The sequence below is a fragment of the Isoptericola sp. BMS4 genome (assembly GCF_011634835.1).
Classification (GTDB): Bacteria; Actinomycetota; Actinomycetes; order Actinomycetales; family Cellulomonadaceae; genus Isoptericola.
The window spans coordinates 1556925-1579542 of the sequence record NZ_SIRP01000001.1 but is presented as its reverse complement, the minus strand read 5'-3'; the positions used below and the strand labels follow the sequence as shown (position 1 = coordinate 1579542).

Genomic DNA, 22618 nt, shown 5'->3' with positions numbered 1-22618 from the left:
GACACTCCCACCGATGACATCGACACGCCCGAGACGGACACACATTTTGGCCGCTAACCCACGACCTCACGAGCGACGTCTCGGTCGCCGACCCCCGGAGAGCCGTCAGGGAATGACGAAGGCCCCCGATCAGCATTCCTGCTGATCGGGGGCCTTCCCTTGGTAGCGGGGGCAGGATTTGAACCTGCGACCTCTGGGTTATGAGCCCAGCGAGCTACCGAACTGCTCCACCCCGCGGCGACACACAGAACATTACGCCACGGATCGTGCCTTGCCAAACCAGATCGGGCGGATGGGACGCACGTCACACCTCCCCGCCGTGCGCCCCGCTCCCCGCCGGCCGCGGCCCGCCCCGGGGACGCCGAGGGCCGCCGCCCGGGACGGACGGCGGCCCTCGGCGGGTCACGACGGGACGGTGCGGGTCAGTTGCCCCCCTCGAGCTCCGTCTCCGCAGCGATCGCGTCCTCGATCGCCGACTGCAGCCGGTCCTGCGCCTCGCCGTACGCCGAGAAGTCGCCCTCCGAGAGCGCGGCATCGGCATCCTGCATGGCCTGGTTGGCCTCCTGCAGGGCCTGGTCGAGCCTCGCCTGGGCACTGCCCGCCGGAGCCGTGGGCTGGTCCGTCGGCTCCGTCGTGGGCTCGGTCGTCGGTTCGGTCGTGGGCTCCTGGGAGCCCTCGCCGCCTTCGCCGCCCTCGCCCTCGACCGGCGCCGTGGGGACCTCCGTGTCCGTCTCGCCGCTGGCGTCACCGGCGTTGGCGCCGGAGTCGCCGCCGAACACCTGGTCCAGCGCCTCGTCGAGCGTCGGCGCGTACCCGGTCTGCTCACCGAACGCCACCAGCACGCGCCGCAGCAGCGGGAACGGCGTGCCCTCCGAGGACTGGATGTACACCGGCTGCACGTACAGCAGGCCGCCGCCCACGGGGAGCGTCAGCTGGTTGCCGCGCACCACGCTGGAGGAGCCTCGCTCGAGGATGTTCAGCTGCTCCGAGATCGTCGGGTTCGAGTCGAAGTTGTTCTGCACCTGACCCGGCCCGGGGACCGTGGAGTCGCGTGGCAGCTCCAGGAGCCTGAGCTCCCCGTAGCCCTCGGCCTTCTCGCCCGGTGTGGCCCCGGCGTCGCCGTCCGCCGCGAGATACCCCGTGAGGATCTCCCGGTCGGTGTTGCCACCCGGGATGAACGTGCTCGTCAACGAGAACGAGGAGTTGTCCTGGCCGGGCATCTGCAGCGTCATGTAGTACGGCGGCTGCAGCGGCGACGCCTGGTCCCCGCCGCCGACGGTCGGGTCCTCCGGGTTGTTCCAGAAGTCCTGCCCGGAGAAGAACTGCCCCGCGTCCTCCACGTGGTACTGGGTGAGCAGCGCCCGCTGGACCTTGAACATGTCCTCCGGGTAGCGCACGTGGCTCATCAGGTCGCCGGACATCTCCGACATCGGCTCGACCGACGCCGGGAAGATGTTCGTCCACGCCTCGAGCACGGGGTCGTTCGGCTCCCACGCGTAGAGGGTGACCGAGCCGTCGTAGGCGTCGACCGTCGCCTTCACCGAGTTGCGGATGTAGTTGACCTCCGGCGGCGTCTCGACCGGCACGCCCTGGGCGGCCAGCGTGAGGGAGTCCGTCGTCGCCTCCTGCATCGGCATGGACGTCGAGTACGGGTAGGCATCGGAGGTCGTGTAGGCGTCCAGGACCCACTTGACGCGACCGTCCACGACGGCCGGGTACATGCGCTGGTCCACCGTGAGCCAGGGCGCGACCTTCTGCACGCGCGTCTGCGGGTCACGGTCGTAGAGGATCTGCGACTCCTCCGTCACGCGGTCGGAGAAGAGGATCTGCTCCGAGCCGAACTTCAGCGCGTACAGCAGCTTCGAGCCGAACGACCCGACGCTCGGTCCTGCGTCGACCTCCTCCGTGGGGAACGTCGTGTTGACCTGCTGACCGCCCTGCTCGTCGTCCGCCTGGTAGTCCAGCTCCCACGGCTCGGCGTCCTCCGGGGCACCCACGATCGAGTACTCCGTCGTCGACGGGCTGAAGTAGATCCGCGGCTCGTACCCCTTGTCCGTCAACGAGCCCTGCGTCGGGATCCCGCCCTCGTAGAAGGCCGGCTGCCCGTCCGGGCCCGGCACGTTGCCGTACGCCGCCACGACGCCGTACCCGTGGGTGAACACCGTGTGGTCGTTGACCCAGTTGCGCTGGCTGTCGCCGAGGCCGTCGAGGTTGAGCTCACGCACCGCGATCACGGTGTCGCGCGACTCCCCGTCGATCTCGTAGCGGTCCACCGCCAGGTTGTCGGTGAAGTTGTAGTACTGCTTGTTCTGCTGCAGCTGGCGGAACGACGGGCTGACGATCTGCGGGTCGAGCAGGCGCACCGACGCGGTGGTCTCGGCGTCGTCGCGCAGCGCGCCCTCCTCGGCCTCCGTGGTGGCCGCGTAGGGCTGCGTCTGGACGTCCTGCAGGTCGTAGGCCGCCAGCGTCGAGTCGATGTTGCGCTGGATGTACTCGGCCTCCAGCTCCTGCGCGTTCGGGTTGACCTGGAAGCGCTGCACGACGGACGGGTAGATACCGCCGATGGCGATCGCCGAGACCACCATGAGCCCGACGCCGATCGCGGGCAGCCGCCACGACCCGCGGACCGCCGCGACGACGAAGAGGGCCGCCACCAGCACGGCGACCGCCGTGAGGATCTCCTTGGTCGGGATGACGGCGTGGACGTCCGTGTAGGAGGCCCCGTCGTACTTCTCGTTCGCCGACGTGAGGATCGAGTAGCGGTCGAGCCAGTAGTTGGCGGCGATGAGGAGCATCAGCGCCGCCGCGATCACCGCGAGGTGCACCCGGGTGGCCGGCGTCGTGCGCGAGGCGCCCGCCGGCACCTGGCCGAGCCGCAGCCCGCCGTACAGGTAGTGCGTCACGAGGGCCGCGATGCCGGAGATCACCACGACCGCCATGAGGAAGCTCACGACGAAGCGCAGCGCCGGCAGCGTGAAGACGAAGAACCCGAGGTCGATCCCGAACTGCGGGTCGTCCGTGCCGAACGACGTGCCGTTGAAGGCGAGCAGCACGGTCTCCCACTGCCCGGAGGCGGCGATGCCGGCGAAGAAGCCGACCAGGACCGGCGCCACGATCGTCACCACGCGTCGCAGCGGCTCGATCGCCTCGCGGTACTGGTCGAGCGTCGCCTGCTCCGGCGTCGCGGGCGCGTACACGGGCCGGACCCGGTACCCCACGGCGAACGACGAGAACACCGCGGCGGTCATGATGACGAAGCCGAGGACGAACAGGACCGCTCGGGCACCCCACTGCGTCCAGATGACCTGGGCGAAGCCGAGCGCGTCGAACCACATCACCTCGGTCCAGAACTGGGCGAGGAGCAGGATCGCGACCACGAGCACCGCGAGCACCGTGAGGGTGATCGCGAGCGGGCTGCGGCGACGCTTGGCCGGCGGGCCGGGGCGTCGTGGTTGTGCGGCGAAGGACACGGTGCGGGCACCTCACTCGTGCTCGGGACGGGTGGACGTCCTAGCAGAACGTCCCTGCTACTCCCCAGGTTCCCACGCTTCGTCCACTCACGGGCACCACCGTCGTCACGGGGTGTCCACACGGGCCCGGACCGGCCCGCACCGGCCAGCACCGTCCGCACCGCACCGCGGGCGCGGGATCACGAGCAGGTCGGCAGCTGCTGCCCCTCGCCCGCGCCGATCGCCTCGATCGCAGAGCGCGCGTCGCCCAGCGTGGAGACGCGCACCACCCGCAGCCCCTCCGGCACGTGGCCCACCACCTCGGCGCAGTTGTCCGCCGGCGCCAGGAACCACTCCGCGCCGTCGCGTCGCGCGCCGTACAGCTTCTGCTCGATCCCGCCGATCGGGCCCACCTGCCCGTCGACGCTCATCGTGCCCGTGCCGGCGACCACGGCCCCGTCGAGCTCGTCCTTGCGGGTCAGCTTGTCGATGATGGCGAGGGCGAAGATCGTGCCCGCGCTCGGCCCCCCGATGTCCCCCGGGCGGATCGTCACGTCCACCGGGAGCTCGTACCGCGGGTCCAGGTAGATCCCCAGCGCCGCACGCCCGTCGCCCTCGCTCGTGGTCACCGTGAGGTCGACGTCCTGCCCGTCTCGCCGCACCCCGAGCTCGACGTCGTCGCCGGGCGTGACGTCGTCGAGGCCGGCCAGCAGGTCCTGGTGGGTGACGATCTCCTCGCCGTCGAGGCTGCGCACCACGTCGCCCTCCTGCACGACCCCCTGCGCGCCGGAGCCCTCCGCGGTCCCCACCACCGTCAGCGTGGCCGGGACCTCGTAGCCCAGCTCCGTCAGCGCCGCCACGGTGGCGCTCTGCTCCGAGCTCGCCATCTGCGCCTGGCCCACCTGCTGCTGCTCCTCCTGGGTGGTCTGCTCGGGGAAGATCGCCTCGACCGGCTGCACCGACCGCTGCTCGGAGCCCCACCCCCACAGCACGTCCCCCAGCAGGACGTCGCTGCCCGGCCCGCCGTACACGGACACCGTGGTCAGTCGCAGCTGGCCCGACACTTCGTGGGTCGGGGCGCCGTCGATCTCGACCAGGGGCAGGGCCGTCGCCGTCCGGCCGTCGTCCGCGCCCGCCTCGTCCTGCCCCTGCACCCCGAGGGTGTCCTCGGTGGGGCCGGGCGCACGGATCGCGTACGGCGCGGGCAGCACGAGCAGCACGGCCGCCAGCAGCGCCGTGGTCAGCAGCGAGATCCCGAGCGTCACGCTGCGCGCGGACGCCCCCGACGCGGCGGCGGTGTCGGCGGACTCTGTGGTCGAGGTGTCGTCGGGCGCGAAGACGTCGCGGTCGAAGGTCACCCGCCCATCATCCCCGACGTGCCGGCCGGCCCGCCCGGGCAGGCCGGCGGCCGGTCCCCAGGGTCCGCTGCGCCCAGCTCTCAGGGTCCGCTACGCCCGGCTCTCAGGGTTCGCTGCGCTCAGAGCGAACCGCGGAACGCCGGACCGCCGCCGGCCGTCGGGCGTGGTTACGGTGATCGAGCGGTGCCCGCCATGGCCCCCGTGCCCGCGAGGGCGCACCAGGTCCGCCACCAGGCCCGCACGGCCCGCCGCCGGAACGGCCCGTCACGACAGCCAGCCGAGGAGCCCGAGATGAGCAACCTGCCCGACGACCCCGAGGGCGCCGAGGAGCGCGAGCGCATGCTGCGCTCCATGCTCGAGGGATTCTTCGGCGACCGCACCGACGAGGTGCTCGCGCAGATGCGCGCGCAGGGCATCGACCCCGCCGCGCTCGCGGGCGTGCCCGGCGCCGGGACGCCGGACCCCGCCACCATGCAGCGCATCCTCGAGCAGGTCCAGCGGCTCCTGTCGGCCCCCGGCGACGGCCCCGTCAACGCCGACGTCGCGCACGACGTCGCCCGTCAGGTCGCGGTCGCCGAGGGCGACCCGTCCCTCACCGGCGCCGACGCCAAGGCCGCCAAGGACGCGCTGGGCGTCGCCGAGCTGTGGCTCGACGCCGTCACCGACCTGCCCCCGGCCGGCGGGCGCGTCCACGCGTGGAGCCGGTCCGAGTGGGTCGAGGCGACTCTCCCGTCGTGGCACCGCCTGGTGGCGCCCGTCGCCACGTCGGTCTCCGAGGCGCTGGCCACCGTGCTGCGCGACCAGCTCCCCGACGACCCCGCCGCCGCCGGGATGCCGGCCCTCCCCGGCCTGCCGGTCGGCGCGCTCGGCGGCCAGCTCGACCCGGCCGAGATGATGCGCCGCCTCGGTGCCGCCGTCTTCGGCATGCAGGTGGGCCAGGCCGCGGGCACGCTCTCGCGCGAGGTCTTCGGCTCGACCGACGTCGGCGTCCCGCTGCTCGACGAGCCCACGACCGCGCTGCTGCCCACGAACGTCGCCGCCTTCGCCGACGGGCTCGACGCTCCGCTCGAGGAGGTGCGCCTGTTCCTCGCCCTGCGCGAGGCGGCGCACGCCCGGCTCTTCGCGCACGTCCCGTGGCTCCCCGCCCACCTGCACGCCCTCGTCGAGCAGTACGCGCGCGGGATCACGATCGACCTCGACGTGCTCGAGTCCCAGGTGCGCGACATCGACCCCAGCGACCCCGAGGCCCTGCGCGGCGCGCTCACCGGCGGCGTCTTCGGCCTTCAGCACACCCCCGAGCAGGAGGCGACCCTGCTGCGCCTCGAGACGGCGCTGGCCCTCGTCGAGGGCTGGGTGACCGAGGTCGCCGCGACGGCGGCGCTGCCCCACCTGCCGCACACCTATCCCCTGCGCGAGATGATCCGCCGGCGCCGGGCCGCGGGCGGCCCCGCCGAGCAGACCTTCGCCACCCTCGTCGGCCTCGAGCTGCGCCCCCGGCGCTCCCGCGAGGCCACCGACCTGTTCTCGCACCTGCTCGCGGCCGGCGGACCGCAGGCGCGCGACGCCGTGTGGGCGCACCCCGACCTGCTCCCCGACGACTCCGACCTCGACGACCCCGCCGGCTACCACTCCCGCCGCGCCGAGCAGGCCGAGGAGTACGCCGACCTCGACGCGGCGCTCGCGGAGATCTTCGACGGCCCCGCGACCGGCGACACGACCGGCGACACGGCCGGTGACGTGGCCGGTGACGTGGACGGCGGAGCGACGCCCGAGGACGCGCCGGGGACCGACCGGCCCGACGACGAGAGGCCCGCCGGCTGACGTCGCGCCCGCGGGTCGTCCGCAGGGGCGGCCGCACACCGTGCGGACGCGGCCGGCTCAGCCCGCCGCGTCATCCTGCACGAACGAGACGCCCTCGAGGAACCCGCGGGCGCGCTCGGTGCGCGGATAGGCCTCCAACAGCCGCCAGAAGTCGGGGCCGTGGCCGGCGTGCAGCAGGTGGGCGAGCTCGTGCAGCAGCACGTAGTCCAGCACCCACTCCGGCATGCCCTGCACGCGCGTGGAGATGCGGATCGAGCCGTCCACCAGCGTGCACGACCCCCAGCGCCGCCCCTGCTGCGCCGACCAGGAGACGCTCGTGGGGTGCGCCCGCCCGTCGAGATACTTGTCGGACAGCTCGCGGGCACGCTCGACCAGCTCGGCGTCCGAGGGCCGGCGCCGACGCTCCTTGTCCTCCAGCCGGGCGAGCATCTTCGCCACCCACTCACGCTCCTGCGCCCGCGAGAACCGCGCGGGAATGGCCACGACGGTCCGCTCACCGTCGCGGTACGCACTCACCGTCGCGGTCCGCCGACGGCTGCGGCGGACCTCCACCGACGCCATCGTGTCGTGGGCCACGAGCACGACGGTACCGGGGAATCGTCGCGGGCGCGGAAGCACACACCCTTCCCGGGGTCCGCCGCGGGCCTGTGGACGACGCCGGCCGGCCCGCCGGCCCGCGTGCCAGGGTGACGGTCATGACCTCTCCCGCCGCCCGTGACCTTGCCCGTGCGTCGTGGCGGCTCCGGCGGGGCACGCCGGTCGTCGAGCACGGGGCGGGCGAGGTGCTCCTCGGGACCGACCCCCGGTGGAGCCTCGTCCTCGCCGGGCTGCGGCCCGGCGAGGCCGGCTGGCTCCGGGAGACGTCCGGGCGGCCGCACCGCACGCTCGAGCGGACCGCGCGCCGCTGGGACCTCGACCCCGACCGGCGCGCCCGGCTCGAGGACCTCCTCGCCCGGTCCGGCCTGCTGGTCCCCGAGCCCCCGCCCGGGCCCGACGTGCCGCCCACACGCGCCGGCGACGCCGTCGTCCTCGGTGCGCTGCGTGCCGACGACGCCGGCGCGGCGACCCTGGCGGCGCGGACCCGGCGTGCCGTCGGGGTCGCCGGGCTCGGGCGCCTCGGGGCCGCTCTGGCCGAGCACCTCGCGACCGCCGGCGTCGGCACCCTCGTGCTCGACGACCGCGAGCCCGTCCAGGTCCTCGACCTCGGCGTCGGCGGGTACGAGCAGCCGGACGTCGGCCGGCCGCGGGAGCGGGCCCTGCGCGCCCGGCTCGGCGCGCGGCACCCGGCCACCCAGGTGTTCCACACGCTCGACCGCGACCTGCTGCCCGAGGTCGTGGTGGTGGTCGAGGCGCACGCGCCCGACCCGGGGCGCTACGACCACCTGCTGGGCGCCGGGGTGGCGCACCTGCCCGTCGTCGTGCGCGAGGCGGACGTCGTCGTCGGACCCTTCGTGCTGCCGGGCGTCTCGCCGTGCGTGCGGTGCGACGAGCGCCACGCGACCGACGCCGACGACCGCTGGCCGGCCGCGGCGGCCGCCCTGCGCCGCTCCGGCGGGCGGGCGGCACCCCACGAGACGACGCTCGCCGCGTGCGCGGCGGCTCTCGCGGCCGGCCAGGTGCTCGCCCACCTGGACGGCCACCGTCCGCTCACGGCCGGGGGCGTCCTCGAGACGTCCCTGCCCGACGCCGTCCCGCGCCTGCGCCGCCTCGCGGGGCACCCCGCGTGCGGCTGCCTGCGCCTGCCGCGGTGAGCCGGTGGCCGCGGCCGTGGACGGCGGGAACGGCCGCGACCCGCGGGACCGAGGTGGGTGCTCCGTCCCGCGGGTCGCGGTTCTCGTCTCCGGCAGGGCGTGCTGCGCCCTGGCGGGTCATGCTGCGGCGGTCTCCGACTTCCGGGGCCGGCCGCGGCCGCGCTTGCGCGCCACGACCTTGCCGTCGACGAAGACCTCACCGCCCCACACGCCCCACGGCTCCTGGCGGTCCAGGGCGCCGGCGAGGCAGCCGGCCTGGAGCGGGCAGGAGCGGCACAGCGCCTTGGCCTGCTCGACCTGGGCGGTGTGCTCGGCGAACCACAGCTCGGGGTCGTTGGTCCGGCACGGCAGCAGCGCGCTGAACTGCTGGTCGAGCTCGGCGACCTGCGCCGCGGCCGCCGCGGGGCTGGGGTCGATGGGTTGATGGGGAGTCCAGGGGCCGGATCCGCCCTGGGGGATCGTGTCGAGCAGCCGCTCGTCCAACAGCTGTGCGAGACGCACGAGTTCCTCCGTCAGGTCCTGGGTGTGATGTGAACGTCGGTGTTCAGGACCTGCGGGTGGCCCCCTGGTGTCAGGGGGCCGGTTCGTGCGACCTGGTGAGGTCTTCTTCCCTGGGCGGAAAGACGAGGGCCGCGGGTCCCGGGTGGACTCCGCGGCCTGGACCGGTCAATGAACCGGATGCATCCAGGGAGCGGAGTCGGGTGCGAGGCGGAGATCGGCGATGCCGGCCCCGGCGTGCGTGCGCACGCGGAACGGAACGACGACGTCCAGCGCGTAGCCGAGAGCAGACTTGTGCCCCGGCGCAGCGTTGACGCACGCGTTCGCCATCACGATCTGGTTCATCGTGTCCATCTTCTGCACCCACCTCCTTACTGATCTCGGGCGCTCACCTCTCGGTGCGCGCCACTACCGTCGCGGACATTGACGAGCATAGACGTTCCTCGCCGCCGCGCCACATCTTTTTTCCGGAAGTTTTTCTCGCGCGTCGTGCCGGGCGTTCCGGGGCGCTCGCTCCCGCGGTCTCCGGGGGCGCCCGGAGCGCCCCGTGACCCGTGTGATCAGCCCACGCCGTCGGCCACGATCGCGAGGATGGTCTCGCCGTACCGGTCGATCTTCGCCGGGCCGATCCCGTTGATGCGCGCCAGCTGCGCCACCGACGACGGGCGCAGCTCCGCGACGGCCGCCAGCGTCGCGTCGCCGAGCACCGTGTACGCCGGCTTGTCCGTCTCGCGCGCGACGGAGAGCCGCCACTCGCGCAGCGCGTCGAACAGCGCGACGTCGTGGCTGCCGGTCAGCTGCTGGCGCACCTGCCCACGAGAACGCTGGCGCCCGCGCCCGGCCGGCGCCCCCGGCCACAGGCCGTCCAGGAACCGGGTGGGCTTGCGGGTCGCCCGCCCCCCGGGGTTCCGCGCGCGGGCGTAGGAGATCTCCAGGTGCTCGCGGGCACGCGTCACGCCGACGTACAGCAGGCGGCGCTCCTCCGCCACGGCGTCGTCGGTCTCGGCGAGCGAGATCGGCATCAGGCCCTCGCTCACCCCCGCGAGGAACACCGCGTCCCACTCGAGGCCCTTGGCCGCGTGCAGCGAGGCCAGGGTGACGCCCTCGACGGTCGGGGCGTGCTGAGCCGCGGCCCGCTCCTCGAGCTCCGCGACCAGGGTGGCGAGCGTCGCCGGCGCCTCCGCCGTCCCTGCCGCCGCGACGTCGTCGGCGAGCGCCACCAGGGCCTGCATCGCCTCCCAGCGCTCGCGGGCGGCACCGCGGGCGGCGGGCGCCTTCTCGGACCAGCCGGCCGAGGTGAGCACGTCCCGCACCTGCTCGGGCATCGGCTGGTCCGGGTCCGCCGACCGGGCGGCGCCCCGCAGCAGGACGACGGCGTCGCGCACGTCCCGCCGGCTGAAGAACCGCTCCCCGCCGCGCACCAGGTAGTTCACCCCGGCGTCGGCGAGGGCGGACTCGAACGCGGCCGACTGCGCGTTCGTGCGGTAGAGGACGGCGATCTCGCTGGGCCGCACCCCGGAGGCGACGAGGCGGGCGGCGCGCGCCGCGATCCCCGCGGCCTCGGACTCGTCGTCGTCGTAGGTGGTGTAGGCGACCGGCGGCCCGGCGGGGCGCTGGGCCTGCAGCTCGAGGGCGCCGACCACCCGCCCGCGGCGCAGCATCTCGTTGGCCAGGTGCACGACCTGCGGGGTGGAGCGGTAGTCGCGCACGAGCCGGATCACCTGGGCGCCCTCGTGGGCCCGGGTGAAGTCCAGCAGGTAGTGCGGCGTCGCGCCCGTGAAGGAGTAGATGGTCTGGGACGGGTCGCCGACGACGCACAGCTCGCGGCGCCCGCCCAGCCACTGGTCGAGGAGGAACTGCTGCAGCGGCGAGACGTCCTGGTATTCGTCGACCACGAAGTGCCGGTACTGGGAGCGCACCTGGTCGGCCACGTGCGGGTGCGAGCCGAGCATGTCCGCGAGCATGAGCAGGACGTCCTCGAAGTCGATGACGCCCCGCTCGGTCTTGACGTCCTCGTACGCGGTGATGAGGCGGGCCACCGTCTGGTGGTCGTAGCCGGACGGCGCGGGACGGTCGTCGGCGAGCGCCGCCCGCACGTAGTCCTCGGCGGTCACCAGCGAGACCTTCGCCCACTCGACCTCGCTCGACAGGTCGCGCACCGCGACGCGGTCGACGCTCGCACCGACCCGTCGTGCGGCCTCCGCGACCACCGGGGCCTTGTGCTCGAGGATCCGGGGCGGCGCCCCGCCGACGATGCGCGGCCAGAAGTACCCGAGCTGGCGCAGCGCAGCGGCGTGGAACGTGCGGGCCTGCACGCCGGCGACGCCGAGCTCGCGCAGCCGGGTGCGCATCTCCCCCGCGGCCCGCGCCGTGAACGTCACGGCCAGCACCGACGTCGGCGGGTAGGTGCCCGTGCGCACCCCGTAGGCGATGCGGTGCGTGATCGCCCGCGTCTTGCCCGTGCCGGCACCGGCCAGCACGCAGACCGGCCCCGTGAGCGCGAGCGCGACCTCGCGCTGCTCGGGGTCGAGGGCGTCGAGGATCGCGTCGGGATGAAGCGGCGCCGTCGGGGAGTTGGGAGCGGTGCTGGCGGGAATCGACATCGTCTGCGATTGTCGCAGCCGGCGCCGACACCTGCTGGCGCCGTCCCCAGACCCACCCCCACCGGAGGTTCTCCCGATGACCGACGCCGCCACCCACACCCCCGCGGCGGGGACCGTCACGATGTTCTCGACCGCCTGGTGCGGGTACTGCCGCCGGCTGCGCACGCAGCTCGACTCCGAGGGCATCGGGTACACCGTCGTGGACATCGAGGAGCAGCCGGAGACCGCCGCGTTCGTCGAGCAGGTCAACGGCGGCAACCGCACCGTCCCGACCGTCGTCTTTCCCGACGGCTCCGCCGCGACGAACCCGTCGCTCGCCGACGTCAGGGCACGCCTGGCGAACTGACCCGCCCACCGCCTGCCGAACATGGGGTTGGTCCGAGACTCAGCTGCTGAGTCCCGGACCAACCCCATGTTCGGCGCCCGGGGATCGCATGGTCACGCCCCCGGCAGGTCACCGCCGAACCACTCCTCGACCAGCGCCCGGGCGATGGACGGGCGGCTCGGCAGCCCCACCTCCCCCGAGCGGACCGCGGCGGCGAGCTCGTCGCGCGTGAACCAGCGGGCCTGCGTGACCTCGACGCCGTCGACCCGCACCGAGGTCCCGGTGGCGCGGGCGCGGAAGCCGAGCATCAGGGACGCGGGGAAGGGCCACGGCTGGCTCCCGCGGTACTCCACGTCGCCGGGGCCGTCGCCCACCACGACCGCCGTCTCCTCGGCGACCTCGCGGCGCACCGCCTGCTCCAGTCCCTCGCCGGGCTCGACGTAGCCCGCGAGCGTCGAGTACCGGCCCTCGGGCCAGTGCGCCGCGTGCCCGAGCAGGAGCCGGTCCTCGTCGTCGACGACGGCCATGATGACCGCGGGGTCGGTGCGCGGGTAGATCTCGAGGTCCTGGGCGACGCACCGGCGCACCCAGCCGGCCTGCTCGACGACCGTCGGCTCGCCGCACCGCGGGCACCGCTGGTGGGCGGCATGCCACCCCGCGAGCGCCACCGTCTCCGCCGCGAGCGCGTCGAGGGCGTGCCCGCCCAGCGCACGCAGCCCGGCCCACGCGTGGGTCCGCACCAGCCGCGCCGCCGGGGACGACGGCGTGACGCCCTCGATGTCCACCGCCTCGGTGTCCGCGGCGTCGGGCAGCACCAGCCCCAGGTACGCGCCGTCGTCGTCCTCGCCGAGGAACAGCCACCGGTGCCCCGCCTCGTGCGGCGCCTCGGCGTCCGGGTCCGCGGGCAGGCCCGCGACGTCGGCCGGGGCCAGCAGCAGGGGCTCTCCCCCGGCGTCGGCCGCGACGCGCCCGCGGTGCACCACCAGCACGCGGGTGCGGGTATCGCCGAGCAGCCGCGGGAGCAGGTCCGGCTCCGTGCGGCGGGCGGCGGCGCGGTCGTGCGACGCGCGCGTGTACGACAGGTCGGGGAGCCAGGCGGGTGCAGTCACCCGACGACCGTACCGACACCGGGCCCGGCCCCCGGCACCTGCCAGTACCTGTCCCGCCGCCCGCGCGTGGTGCGACGGCGGCGCCCCCGGCACCGCTACGGTGGTCGCGTGCCACGCAGCCCGCTCGCCCTCGCCGCGCTCGCGACGGCCGCCGTCCCGGGGCTCGACGCCCGGTCGGTCCGTCCCGAGGAGGTGCCGGGGGACTACGACGTCGCCGTCGTCACCGCCGCGGACGACCGCGACTGGCTGGTGCGCGCGCCCCGCACGACGATGGCCGGCGCCGCGCTCGAGGCGGAGATCGAGCTGCTGGAGGCACTCCACCTGTACGTCGAGGCGGGCGTCCTGCCCTTCACCGTGCCGCAGGTCGCCGGGTACGCGCTGCTGCCCGAGGGCGGCCGCGCCGTCGTGCACCAGCACGTCACGGGCGACCCGCTCGACCTCGACTCGCTGCGGCCCGGCCCCGGCCTCGCCGCGGACCTGGGCCGCACGCTGGCGGCGGTTCACGAGCTGCCCGCGTCCGTCGTCGAGTCGTGCGGGCTGCCCTCGTACACCGCCACCGAGTACCGCGAGCGCCGCCTGGTCGAGCTCGACGAGGCCGCCGCGACCGGCAAGGTGCCGCCGACGCTGCTGCGCCGGTGGGAGGCAGCGCTCGAGGACGTCGCGCTGTGGCGCTTCCAGCCCGTGGTGGTGCACGGCGACCTGGCACCGGACCAGATGCTCGTCTCGCGCGGGCGCGTGACGAGCGTGAGCGGCTGGTCGGAGTCCCGGGTGGCCGACCCGGCGGACGACCTCGCCTGGCTCCTCGCCGCCGCCCCGCCCGAGGCCGTGGACTCGATCATGGAGGCGTACCAGCTGCGCCGCACCGAGCTGCACGACACCCGGCTGGTCGACCGCGCCCTGCTCGTCGGCGAGCTGGCGCTGGCGCGCTGGCTGCTGCACGGCGTGCGCCGCGGCCTGCCCGACGTCGTCGAGGACGCCGAGGCGATGCTCGCCGACCTCGACGAGGCGACCCGCGAGGACGCGCCCGCCTGACGGTGCCCCGGGACGCCGACGACGTCCCGGCACCGCACCGGAGTCGCCGCGCCGTCGTGCGCATCTCGAAACACAGAACTCACACGCCCACAACGTGGGCACAACGCCCGGTGGCGAGGATCGGCCCCAGCACGGACCGCCGTCCATGACTCCGGGAGGGTCGCCATGTCGTACGTCGCACCGCAGGACTTCGTGGAACAGATGGTCGCCACGGGCGAGAAGAAGCTGTTCATGTCGACCCGGGACACGCTGATCCGGTCGTTCATGGGCGGCGCCGTCCTCGCGCTCGCCGCGGCGATGGCCGTGACCATCACCGTCAGCACCGGCAACCCGCTGGTCGGGGCAGCGTTCTTCCCGATCGGCTTCATCATGCTCTACCTGATGGGCTTCGACCTGCTCACGGGCGTGTTCACCCTGGTGCCGTTCGCCGTCATCGCCCGCCGCCCGGGCGCCACCTGGGGCGGCATGTGGCGCAACTGGGGCCTGGTGTTCTGCGGCAACTTCGCGGGCGCGTTCACCGTCGCCATCCTCATGGCGATCACGTTCACCTACGGGTTCTCCACCCCGCCGAACGAGATCGGCCAGGCGATCGGCACCATCGGCGAGGGCCGCACGGTCGGGTACGCCGACCACGGCGCCGCCGGCATGCTCACGCTGTTCGTGCGCGGCGTCCTCTGCAACTGGATGGTGTCCACGGGTGTGGTGGCGTTCCTCATGTCCAAGGACACGGTCAGCAAGGTCGTCGTGATGTGGATGCCGGTGTTCCTGTTCTTCTACATGGGCTTCGAGCACTCCGTGGTGAACATGTTCTTGTTCCCCTCCGGCCTGCTCCTCGGCGGTGACTTCACGATCTCCGACTACCTGCTGTGGAACGAGCTGCCGACCGTGCTCGGCAACCTCGTGGGCGGTCTGACGTTCGTCGGCCTGCCGCTGTACCTCACGCACTACCGCACGCGGCCCGAACGCCGGCGCCCCGCCCCCGTCGAGCCCGCCGCGGACGAGCGTGAGGCCGCACCGGTCGCCTGACCGCGGCCGACCGGCAGCACCCGCACCACGACAGGAGGAGCATCGATGGACCCGATCATGTCGAAGGCCGCCGCGGCCGAGCAGGTGGTGACCGCCCGACTGCGCTCGGGGCGCACCTGGCAGGAGATCGCCGACGCGGTGGGCGCCCCCGTCGTCTGGACGACGGCGGCGCTGCTGGGGCAGCACCCGATGCGCGCGGAGCAGGCCAAGGAGGCCTGCGCGCTGCTGGGCCTCGGCGACGACGTCGCGGAGGCGCTGTGCGTGCAGCCGTCCCGCACACGCGACGACGCCGTCCTGACCGACCCGACGATCTACCGCTTCACGGAGGCGCTCGCCGTCTACGGCCCGGCGCTCAAGGAGCTGATCCACGAGGAGTTCGGCGACGGCATCATGTCGGCGATCAACTTCCGGGTCGACGTCGCCCGGCGCCCGCACCCGGACGGCGACCGCGTCGTGGTGACGTTCGACGGCAAGTTCCTCGACTACCGCTGGTGACGGCCCTGGTCCGCGGGTCGGTCCCCGCGGACCAGGGCCTCCAGCTCGGCCTCGCCGAGCAGGCGCTCCGGGCGCACGGTCGTGCCGGTGGGGACGTAGCAGAACGCCGCGGAGACCCGCTCGACCGGCGTGCCGGTGTACCGCGCCCACGCCAGCCGGTAGACGGCGAGCTGCACCTCGCGCGCCGCCCGCGCCGCCGCGTCGGCCGGTTCCCGTCCCGTCTTCCAGTCGACCACGACGACGGCGGGGGCCTCCCCTGGGCGCGCGTCGGGCGCGTCCGGGTCGGCGAACACGGCGTCGATGCGCGAGCGGAGCATGACACCGCCGACGGGCGTCTCCACGTCCACCTCGACGGCGAGGGGCGTGCGTGCCGCCCAGGGCGAGTCGAGGAACCGGGAGCGCAGGGTCTCGAGGTCCACGTCGGCCGGCACCTCGCCGTCCTCCGCGCCCGGCAGGTCGTCGACGTCGACGAGCGACGACGACGTGTAGAACCGCTCCACCCACTCGTGGAACCGGGTCCCGCGGCGCGCGTGCACCGTCGGCTCCGTCGGTACCGGCCGGCGCAGCTGCAGGGCGAACGCGTCCCGGTCCGCGGCGAGCCGCACCAGACCGGAGGCCGACACGTGCGCGGGCATGACGACCTGGTGCGCGTCCCGGTCGGCCCGCTCCGCGAGCAGCACCCGCGTCAGCGACACGAGGTCGCGGCCGCCCGGGTCGAGCAGCACGCCCGGGCGGGGCTCGGCGCCGCCGCGCGCCGCCGCCGTCACCTGCGCGGCCGTGGCCCGCAGCACCTCGCGCGGGCTGCCGGGTCCGGGGTCCTCCGGCGCGGGGCCGTCCGGCCCGGGGGCGCCGGGAGTGCGGGGCAGCTCGTCGGCCGGCCAGCGGGCCGTCACCTCGAGAGCGTCCCGCGGGTTCGTGTCGTCCGGGCCGGGGGGCGCGGCCCAGCCCCTGCCGTCCACGACGCCCGCCTCGGCGAGCTCGGCCAGGAACGGCGACGCACGCCGGGGGCCGCTGCCCGTCCCCCACCAGTGCGCGGTGAGGTGGAGCTCGCGGCGGGCGCGGGTGAAGGCCACGTAGGCCAGCCGCCGCTCCTCCGCGAGCCGGTGCTCCCCGGACGCCGCCCGGAACTCGTCGCGGCGCTCCGCGAGGTCCTTCGTGTCGGCGGCGTCGCGCCACGTGAAGTCGGGCAGGTCCTCCGCGTCCCCGCGCAGGTGGTACGGCAGCGCGGCGAGGTCGGTGAGCCACCCGCTGTCCGTGCGCCCCTGCTGGGACTCGGCCTGGCTCGGGAAGATCCCGTCGACGAGGCCGGGGACGGCGACGACGTCCCACTCGAGGCCCTTGGCGGCGTGCGCCGTGATGACCTGCACGGCATCCGGGTCGGGCTCGCGCACCGGCATGTCCAGGCCGCGCTCCTGGTCGCCCGCGACCCCGAGCCACGCGAGGAACGCGCCGAGCGTGGCGACGTCCGCCGACTGAGCGAAGCTCGCCGCGACGTCCCGGAACGCGTCGAGGTGCTCGCGCCCGCGCTGGCTCACGCCCGCCCCGGACGGCAGCCCGGGCGCTGAGTGCACTGCGGGCCCCGCCCCCTCGGTCGGCAGCGCGTCGGCCAGCACCTGCGCCGTGGCGACCTCGACGTCGAGCCCCAGGGCGCGCTCGGCGCTGACGACGAGCTCGGGCAGCGACAGGTACGTCACCCCGCGCAGATCGCGCAGGAGCCGCGCGAGCGCGGTGAGCCGGCGGTGCCCGTCCGGGGTGAGGGCCCTCCCGTCGCGCGCCGCGCGGCCGGGTTCGGGCAGGTCGTCCAGGGCGTCGACGATGGAGCGGTGGTCGACGACGTCGCCCTCCACGACGCGCGGCGCGTCGTCGTCGGGGTCCGTGACGTCGCCCGGCCCCGCCCCGTCGCCCGGTGCGCCGTGCGGGGCGTCGCCGGGCCGGCCGGGGCGTGCGCCGTCGGCGCGGGCGAGGTCCGCCGCCCACGACCCGAGGGCGTGCAGGTCCGCGGCGCCGAGGTTCACCCGCGGCCCGGTCAGCAGCCGCAGCAGCGAGTCACCGCGGGAGGGGTCGTGCACGGACTCCAGCAGCGCGACGACGTCGACCACCTCCGGGGTGGACAGCAGCCCGCCGAGCCCGACGACCTCCACGGGCAGGCCCCGGCGCCGCAGGGCCACCTCGACGGCCACGAACTGCGAGCGCGCCCGGCAGAGCACCGCCGCCGTCACCCGGTCCGAGCCGTCGGGGCGGGTGGCGCGCCGCCACCGGGACGCCACGAACTTGGCGGCCGCCTCGGCCTCCTCCTCGATCGTGGCCGCGACGTGGGCGGTGACCGCACCCGTACCGGCACCGGGACGCAGGTCGAGCGGCGGGACGTCCACGCCGGTGCCCGTCCGCCGCGCCAGCCCGCGCAGGGGTGCCGCGGTGACGTTCGCGGCGGCCAGCACCGCGGCATCGTTGCGCCACGACGTGCTCAGGTAGCGCACGGCCGCGGGCGCCCCGCCCGCGGTGCGGAAGCGTTCGGGGAACCGCGCCAGCCCGGACGCGGAGGCGCCGCGCCACCCGTAGATCGACTGGTGCGGGTCGCCCACGGCCGTGACGGCGTGGCCGTCGGCGAACAGCCCCGCGAGCAGCTCCACCTGGGCGTACGACGTGTCCTGGTACTCGTCGAGCAGCACCACCCGGTACCGCGCCCGCTCGGTCGCCCCCACGGCCGGGACCTGGCGCGCGAGCTCGGCGGCGAACGCGATCTGGTCGCCGAAGTCGAGCGAGTCGGCCACCCGCTTGCGGCGGCGGTACTCGGCCACGAGGTCGAGCAGGCGCCCGCGCTCGGCCACCGAGTCGATGAGCTGCTGGATCGGCTTGGTCCGCCGCTTCTGCTTCTCGCCCAGCGGCAGGGCGTCGAGGTGGTCCATCAGGTCGGCCAGCTCGGCGCGCACCTCGTCGACGCCTACGAGGTGCTCTCCCAGCGCCCCGGACAGCGCGATGACGGCGCCCACGACGGTGCTGACGGCCTTGTCGGTGCCGAGGTCGTCCGCCCAGGACTCGACGACCTGGGCCGCGAGCTGCCACTGGTTGGCCTCACCGAGCAACCTCGACCCCGGCTCGATCCCGAGGCGCAGCCCGTGGTCGGCCACGAGCGAGGCCGCGTAGGCGTTGTACGTGGCCACCGTGGGCCGGGCCAGCAGGTCCAGGCCCGACGTCGGGCGGCCCTGGGCGCGGGCGAGCTGCGCCAGCCGGGCGGTGACGCGGGTGGTGAGCTCGCCCGCCGCCTTGCGCGTGAACGTCAGCCCCAGCACGTCCTCGGGGGCGACCAGCTCGTTCGCGATGAGCCAGACCACCCGGGCCGCCATCGTCTCCGTCTTGCCCGAGCCCGCGCCCGCGACGACGAGCGCCGGCTCGAGGGGCGCCTCGATCACGGCGACCTGCTCGTCGGTCGGGCTCGGCCGGCCCAGCATCTCCGCGATCTCGCGCGCGGACAGCCGCGGCGCGGGGGCGGCGGCCGGGACGGCGGCGTCCTCGGCACCGACGAGGCCGTCGTCTCCCGGCGCGACGGCGTGCCCCGTCGCGGGCGGGGCGAGGTCCGCGAGCTCGGGGAAACCGAGGTCGGCGTCGCGGCCGGCGCCGTCGAGCACGTCGCCGAGGATCGCCCAGTCGGGCTCGGGGCGCGGGTCGCCGCCTTGTTCGTGGCGCGGTTCGCCGGGGGCCTGACCGGTCATCAGACGACGTTCCTTCCCTCGGGCTGCACCGGGCACGAGCGTCGCACGGGGCACACGGTGCACAGGTCGTTCTCGTGGGCGGTGAACCGGGACGCCGCCATCGTGTCGGCGGCGGTCTCGACGAGCGCGCGGGCCCAGCTCGAGCCGTCCTCCCCGACGTCGAGCCCGGGCTGGGTGCGGACCGTCGGCGACACGGTCGGGGTGCCGACGTACACGAGCTGGGCCCCGGCGCTGCGGGTGCCGGGCGGCAGGTCCAGCGCGCCCTCGGCGACGGCCAGCTGGTAGGCCCCCAGCTGGGGGTGCTCGGCCGCCTTCGCCTTCGACGGCGCCGCCCGGCCGGTCTTGAGGTCCGCCACCGTGACGGTGCCGTCGCCCGCCTCCTCGACGCGGTCGATCTTGCCGCGCAGGCGTGCCCGGCCCACGGGAACCTCGAAGTCCGGCTCGACGAGCACCGGGCGCCTCGCCGTGGCCGTGTACGCCGCGAGCCGTTCGACCATCTGCTCGGCGCGCCGGCGCAGCTGCCGCGCCGGCCAACCGTCGGGCAGCGCGAGCTCGGGCCAGCGCCGGTCGAGCTCGGCCCGCAGCTGTGTCAGCGAGCCCTGCGGGTACGTCTCCGCGATCTCGTGCACGAGGGTGCCCAGGGTCTGGTGCGTCGCGTCGGGCGCCGTCGCCCCCGCCGCCTCGAACGCCCAGCGCAGGGCGCAGGTGCTGACGGTCTCGACCTTCGACGGCGACACCGCGACGGTGTCGTCGGGGCCCCACAGCGGGGCGTCGCTGGACGCCGCGGCCACCCCGTACCAGGTCCGCGGGTCGGCCTCCGCCACCCCCGACCGGGCGAGGTGGGCGAGCAGCGCCGCCGCGGCCGCGGGACGGTCCCGGACCTCGCCGGGCCCACGGTCGTCGGAGGACTCACCGTCCTGGCCCGCCGGCGGCGCGGCGCCCGACGCCGTCGCGGCGCGCACCAGCTCCGCCCGCGCGGCGGCCACGACGCCCCGCAGGTCGAGCGGGGGCCCGACGGCCACACGCCGGCGGTCGGCGCCCTCGCCCCCGGGGCCGTCCTCGCCCGGCGGCGCCACGAGGTCGAGGAACACCGACGGGGTCTCCTCGGCGTCCTCGACGGCGGTCACGACGAGCCGGCGGCCGGCCCGCGAGGTGGCGACGGCGAACGACCGGAGCTCGTCGGCCAGCACCTGCCGGCGCGCCTGCGGCCCGACGCCGTGGGCGTCGTCGGCCCGGCCCGCGAGCAGCTCGACCAGGGCCTGGGAGCCGAGCAGGGAGTCGCGCAGGCGCAGGTCGGGCCACACGCCGTCCTGGACGCCGACGACGACCACCACGTCCCACTCGCGGCCCGCCGCGCCCGCCGGGGTCAGCGCCTCCACCGCCTGGGCGCCCACCGCCGCGGCGGCGAGCGAGTCGGCCGGGAGGTCCTGGGAGGCCAGGTAGTCGACGAACGCCGCCACCGGCGCGCCCGGCATCCGGTCCACGTACGTCTCGGCGGCGCGGAACAGGGCCAGCACCGCGTCGAGGTCGCGGTCGGCGCGCACGCCCGCCGGACCTCCCGCGAGCGCCATGTCCCGCCACCGCTCGGCGAGCCCGGTCGCCGACCAGACGGCCCACAGCACGGTCTGTGCCGTCGCCCCGGGGGCGGCCGCTGCCTCCCGGCCGGCCGCCAGGACGCGGGCGACGGCCACGGGGGCACGGCGCACCGGGGACGGCAGGGTGCCGGCGCGGGGCTCGTCGGCGAGCACCTCGACCAGCAGGGCGTCCGACGACCGGCCGCCGCCTCCCGACAGCTCCTCGGCGCGCAGGGCCCTGCGCAGGCGCCGCAAGCCCACGGCGTCCAGCCCGCCGACGGGCGACGTGAGCAGACCGGCCGCGGTCTCGGCGTCGAGCGCCGGGTCGGTCGTGTCGCCCAGCTCGTCGGCGAGCAGCCGGTCGAGGCCGCCGCCGCCCGCGCACACGCCCAGCGCCGCGAGCAGCGGGGCGACGGCGGGCTCGTCGCGCAGCGGCAGGTCGGACCCGAGCAGCGCCACCGGGACGGACGCGGCGACCAGGTCGCGGCGCAGCGAGGCGAGACGGTCGCCGCTCCGCGCGACCACGGCCATGCGGTCCCACGGGGTGCCGTGCAGCAGGTGCTCCGCCCGCAGCTCCCGGGCGACGTACGCCGCCTCCTGGGCCTGGCCTGCCAGGACCGCCACCTGGACGCCCCGGGGCGCGGGGGTCTCGCCGTCGGGCGCGTCGGCGCCTGCGTCGTCGGTGTCGTCGGTGTCGGGGCGCGCCGACGCCCCCCGGTGCAGGGCACCGGAGACGGTCGCGACGCGCGACGTCACGGCCCGGGTCACCTCCCGCAGCTCTGCGGGCTGCCGCCACGCCGTGCCGAGCACCACCGTGCCGGCGTCGAAGGCGCCCACCGCGCCGGGCCGGGCCGGCGCGGCGGCACGGCCCACGAGCCCCGGCGACGCGCCGCGGAAGCCCTGGACCGCGGAGTCGGGGTCCGCCAGCAGCACCAGCCGGGCCCCGGCGTCGTGCAGCACGTGCAGCAGGCGCGCGGTCGCGACGGTCGCCTCGTGGTAGTCGTCCACCACCACGAGGTCCCAGGTGGGCCGGGGCACGCCCGGCAGCTCGTCCTCCCACCCGTCGAGGCACGCGGCGGCCTCGTCGATCACGCCCGCCGGGTCGTACCGGGCACCGGAGTCCGGGGTGCCCAGCCGCAGGGTGGTGACGTCGAGGTACTCCTCGTACAGCCGCGCGGCGAGCTCCCACTCCGGGCGGTCGTACCGGCGGCCGAGGTCGGCGAGGTCGACGGGCCCCAGCCCGCGCTCGGCGGCGCGCATCAGCAGGTCGCGCAGCTCCTGGCGCAGGCCGCGCAGCCCCAGCGACTCGGCCGGCAGCCCGGGCGGCAGGTCCAGGTCCGCGCCCTCGCCCTCGAGGTGCCCGGCGAGCAGCTCGGCGAGCACGAGGTCCTGCTCCGGCCCCGAGACGAGCGTCGGGGCGGGGTCGCCGTGCGCCGCCGCCCGGGTGCGCAGCACCGCGAACGCCGCCGACGCCGCCGTGCGCACCATCGGCGCGCCCACCGTGCGGCCCGCCTGCGCCGTCACCCGGTCCCGCAGGCGCGACGCCGCCCGCCGGGACGCGGCGAGGACGAGCACCCGCGCCGGGTCGGCCCCGGCGGCCAGGGCCCGCACCGCCACCGTCGTCGCGACCGTCGTGCGGCCCGTGCCGGGGGCCCCGACCACCAGGGTGACCGGCTGGTCCGCGGCGGCCGCGACCGCGGCCTCCTGCGTGGGGTCGAGGACGACGTCCGTGCGCTCCCCCGACTCGGCGGGGTCGCGCGGCGGCACGAGGCGCGGCACGGGCGGCGAGGCGGGTCCTGCTGACGTCACGGGCACGATTCGACCACGCGCCTCCGACAGGGACCATGACGGCCGCGCGCGCCAGCAC

Annotated in this window: 15 protein-coding genes and 1 tRNA gene; 6 read left to right on the top strand and 10 right to left on the bottom strand. The window is 75.5% G+C overall.

Features of this window, described 5'->3' with window-relative positions; translation table 11 throughout:
* Window positions 1–160: 160 nt before the first annotated feature.
* From EYB28_RS06990 to EYB28_RS06980, 3 genes are all read right to left on the bottom strand, one after another.
* Window positions 161–237: transfer RNA gene (locus EYB28_RS06990), tRNA-Met, on the bottom strand.
* A 185-nt stretch (window positions 238–422) separates the two neighbouring features.
* Complete coding sequence (locus tag EYB28_RS06985) at window positions 423–3470, bottom strand: UPF0182 family protein (RefSeq protein WP_166846000.1); 3048 nt, start codon at window positions 3468–3470, stop codon at window positions 423–425.
* Between the two features lie 179 nt (window positions 3471–3649).
* Window positions 3650–4807, bottom strand: coding sequence for a PDZ domain-containing protein (locus tag EYB28_RS06980; RefSeq protein WP_166845999.1), 1158 nt, complete (start codon window positions 4805–4807; stop codon window positions 3650–3652).
* A 291-nt stretch (window positions 4808–5098) separates the two neighbouring features.
* Between EYB28_RS06980 and EYB28_RS06975 the strand changes: the two genes are divergently transcribed.
* The gene (locus tag EYB28_RS06975; protein ID WP_166845998.1) at window positions 5099–6628 is read left to right on the top strand and encodes a zinc-dependent metalloprotease; all 1530 of its coding nucleotides are present in this window, start codon (window positions 5099–5101) and stop codon (window positions 6626–6628) included.
* Window positions 6629–6685: 57 nt separating this feature from the next.
* On the opposite strand, the gene EYB28_RS06970 is transcribed toward EYB28_RS06975, so the two are convergent.
* Window positions 6686–7189, bottom strand: coding sequence for a SprT-like domain-containing protein (locus tag EYB28_RS06970; protein ID WP_166851861.1), 504 nt, complete (start codon window positions 7187–7189; stop codon window positions 6686–6688).
* A 134-nt stretch (window positions 7190–7323) separates the two neighbouring features.
* On the opposite strand from EYB28_RS06970, the gene EYB28_RS06965 reads away from it, so the two are divergent.
* Window positions 7324–8379 (top strand): ThiF family adenylyltransferase, encoded by a 1056-nt coding sequence (locus tag EYB28_RS06965; protein WP_166845997.1) that lies wholly within the window; start codon window positions 7324–7326, stop codon window positions 8377–8379.
* Between the two features lie 117 nt (window positions 8380–8496).
* Here the strand turns inward: EYB28_RS06965 and EYB28_RS20530 are convergent, their stop codons facing one another.
* The 3 genes from EYB28_RS20530 to EYB28_RS06950 all read right to left on the bottom strand — a co-directional run bounded on the left by EYB28_RS20530 (window position 8497) and on the right by EYB28_RS06950 (window position 11480).
* On the bottom strand, window positions 8497–8880 hold the full coding sequence (locus EYB28_RS20530; RefSeq protein WP_304599236.1) for a WhiB family transcriptional regulator: 384 nt from the start codon (window positions 8878–8880) through the stop codon (window positions 8497–8499).
* Window positions 8881–9045: 165 nt separating this feature from the next.
* The gene (locus EYB28_RS06955; RefSeq protein WP_166845996.1) at window positions 9046–9240 is read right to left on the bottom strand and encodes a hypothetical protein; all 195 of its coding nucleotides are present in this window, start codon (window positions 9238–9240) and stop codon (window positions 9046–9048) included.
* Between the two features lie 197 nt (window positions 9241–9437).
* Entirely contained in the window at window positions 9438–11480 is a 2043-nt protein-coding gene (locus EYB28_RS06950; protein ID WP_166845995.1) for an ATP-dependent helicase, read from the bottom strand.
* A 76-nt stretch (window positions 11481–11556) separates the two neighbouring features.
* On the opposite strand from EYB28_RS06950, the gene EYB28_RS06945 reads away from it, so the two are divergent.
* On the top strand, window positions 11557–11826 hold the full coding sequence (locus tag EYB28_RS06945; RefSeq protein ID WP_166845994.1) for a mycoredoxin: 270 nt from the start codon (window positions 11557–11559) through the stop codon (window positions 11824–11826).
* A gap of 92 nt (window positions 11827–11918) precedes the next feature.
* Here the strand turns inward: EYB28_RS06945 and nudC are convergent, their stop codons facing one another.
* Entirely contained in the window at window positions 11919–12914 is a 996-nt protein-coding gene (gene nudC / locus EYB28_RS06940; protein ID WP_166845992.1) for an NAD(+) diphosphatase, read from the bottom strand.
* A 108-nt stretch (window positions 12915–13022) separates the two neighbouring features.
* Between nudC and EYB28_RS06935 the strand changes: the two genes are divergently transcribed.
* The 3 genes from EYB28_RS06935 to cynS all read left to right on the top strand — a co-directional run bounded on the left by EYB28_RS06935 (window position 13023) and on the right by cynS (window position 15467).
* A complete protein-coding gene (locus EYB28_RS06935) occupies window positions 13023–13946 on the top strand; it encodes a macrolide 2'-phosphotransferase (RefSeq protein ID WP_166845990.1) in 924 nt (307 codons plus the stop codon).
* Window positions 13947–14111: 165 nt separating this feature from the next.
* Window positions 14112–14972 carry a formate/nitrite transporter family protein gene (locus EYB28_RS06930; protein ID WP_166845988.1) on the top strand — a complete coding sequence of 287 codons (861 nt, stop codon included), beginning with the start codon at window positions 14112–14114 and terminating at the stop codon, window positions 14970–14972.
* Between the two features lie 45 nt (window positions 14973–15017).
* Window positions 15018–15467, top strand: a complete 450-nt coding sequence (gene cynS, locus EYB28_RS06925; RefSeq protein WP_166845986.1) for a cyanase — start codon at window positions 15018–15020, stop codon at window positions 15465–15467.
* Here cynS and EYB28_RS06920 read toward each other — a convergent pair.
* The gene (locus tag EYB28_RS06920; RefSeq protein ID WP_166845985.1) at window positions 15455–19177 is read right to left on the bottom strand and encodes an ATP-dependent DNA helicase; all 3723 of its coding nucleotides are present in this window, start codon (window positions 19175–19177) and stop codon (window positions 15455–15457) included. The two genes, cynS and EYB28_RS06920, sit on opposite strands and share 13 nt — an antisense overlap.
* Window positions 19177–22560 (bottom strand): PD-(D/E)XK nuclease family protein, encoded by a 3384-nt coding sequence (locus EYB28_RS06915; RefSeq protein ID WP_370459447.1) that lies wholly within the window; start codon window positions 22558–22560, stop codon window positions 19177–19179. Before EYB28_RS06915 ends, EYB28_RS06920 begins: the two co-directional genes overlap by 1 nt.
* Window positions 22561–22618 lie beyond the last annotated feature (58 nt).

Excerpts from the sequence above, each read along its gene's own strand:
- EYB28_RS06975 (WP_166845998.1), top strand. The coding sequence starts at position 5,099 with ATGAGCAACCTGCCCGACGACCCCGAGGGCGCCGAGGAGCGCGAGCGC.
- cynS (WP_166845986.1), top strand. The coding sequence starts at position 15,018 with ATGGACCCGATCATGTCGAAGGCCGCCGCGGCCGAGCAGGTGGTGACC.
- EYB28_RS06945 (WP_166845994.1), top strand. The coding sequence starts at position 11,557 with ATGACCGACGCCGCCACCCACACCCCCGCGGCGGGGACCGTCACGATG.
- EYB28_RS06970 (WP_166851861.1), bottom strand. The coding sequence starts at position 7,189 with ATGGCGTCGGTGGAGGTCCGCCGCAGCCGTCGGCGGACCGCGACGGTG.
- EYB28_RS06920 (WP_166845985.1), bottom strand. The coding sequence starts at position 19,177 with ATGACCGGTCAGGCCCCCGGCGAACCGCGCCACGAACAAGGCGGCGAC.
- EYB28_RS06930 (WP_166845988.1), top strand. The coding sequence starts at position 14,112 with ATGTCGTACGTCGCACCGCAGGACTTCGTGGAACAGATGGTCGCCACG.
- EYB28_RS06950 (WP_166845995.1), bottom strand. The coding sequence starts at position 11,480 with ATGTCGATTCCCGCCAGCACCGCTCCCAACTCCCCGACGGCGCCGCTT.
- EYB28_RS06965 (WP_166845997.1), top strand. The coding sequence starts at position 7,324 with ATGACCTCTCCCGCCGCCCGTGACCTTGCCCGTGCGTCGTGGCGGCTC.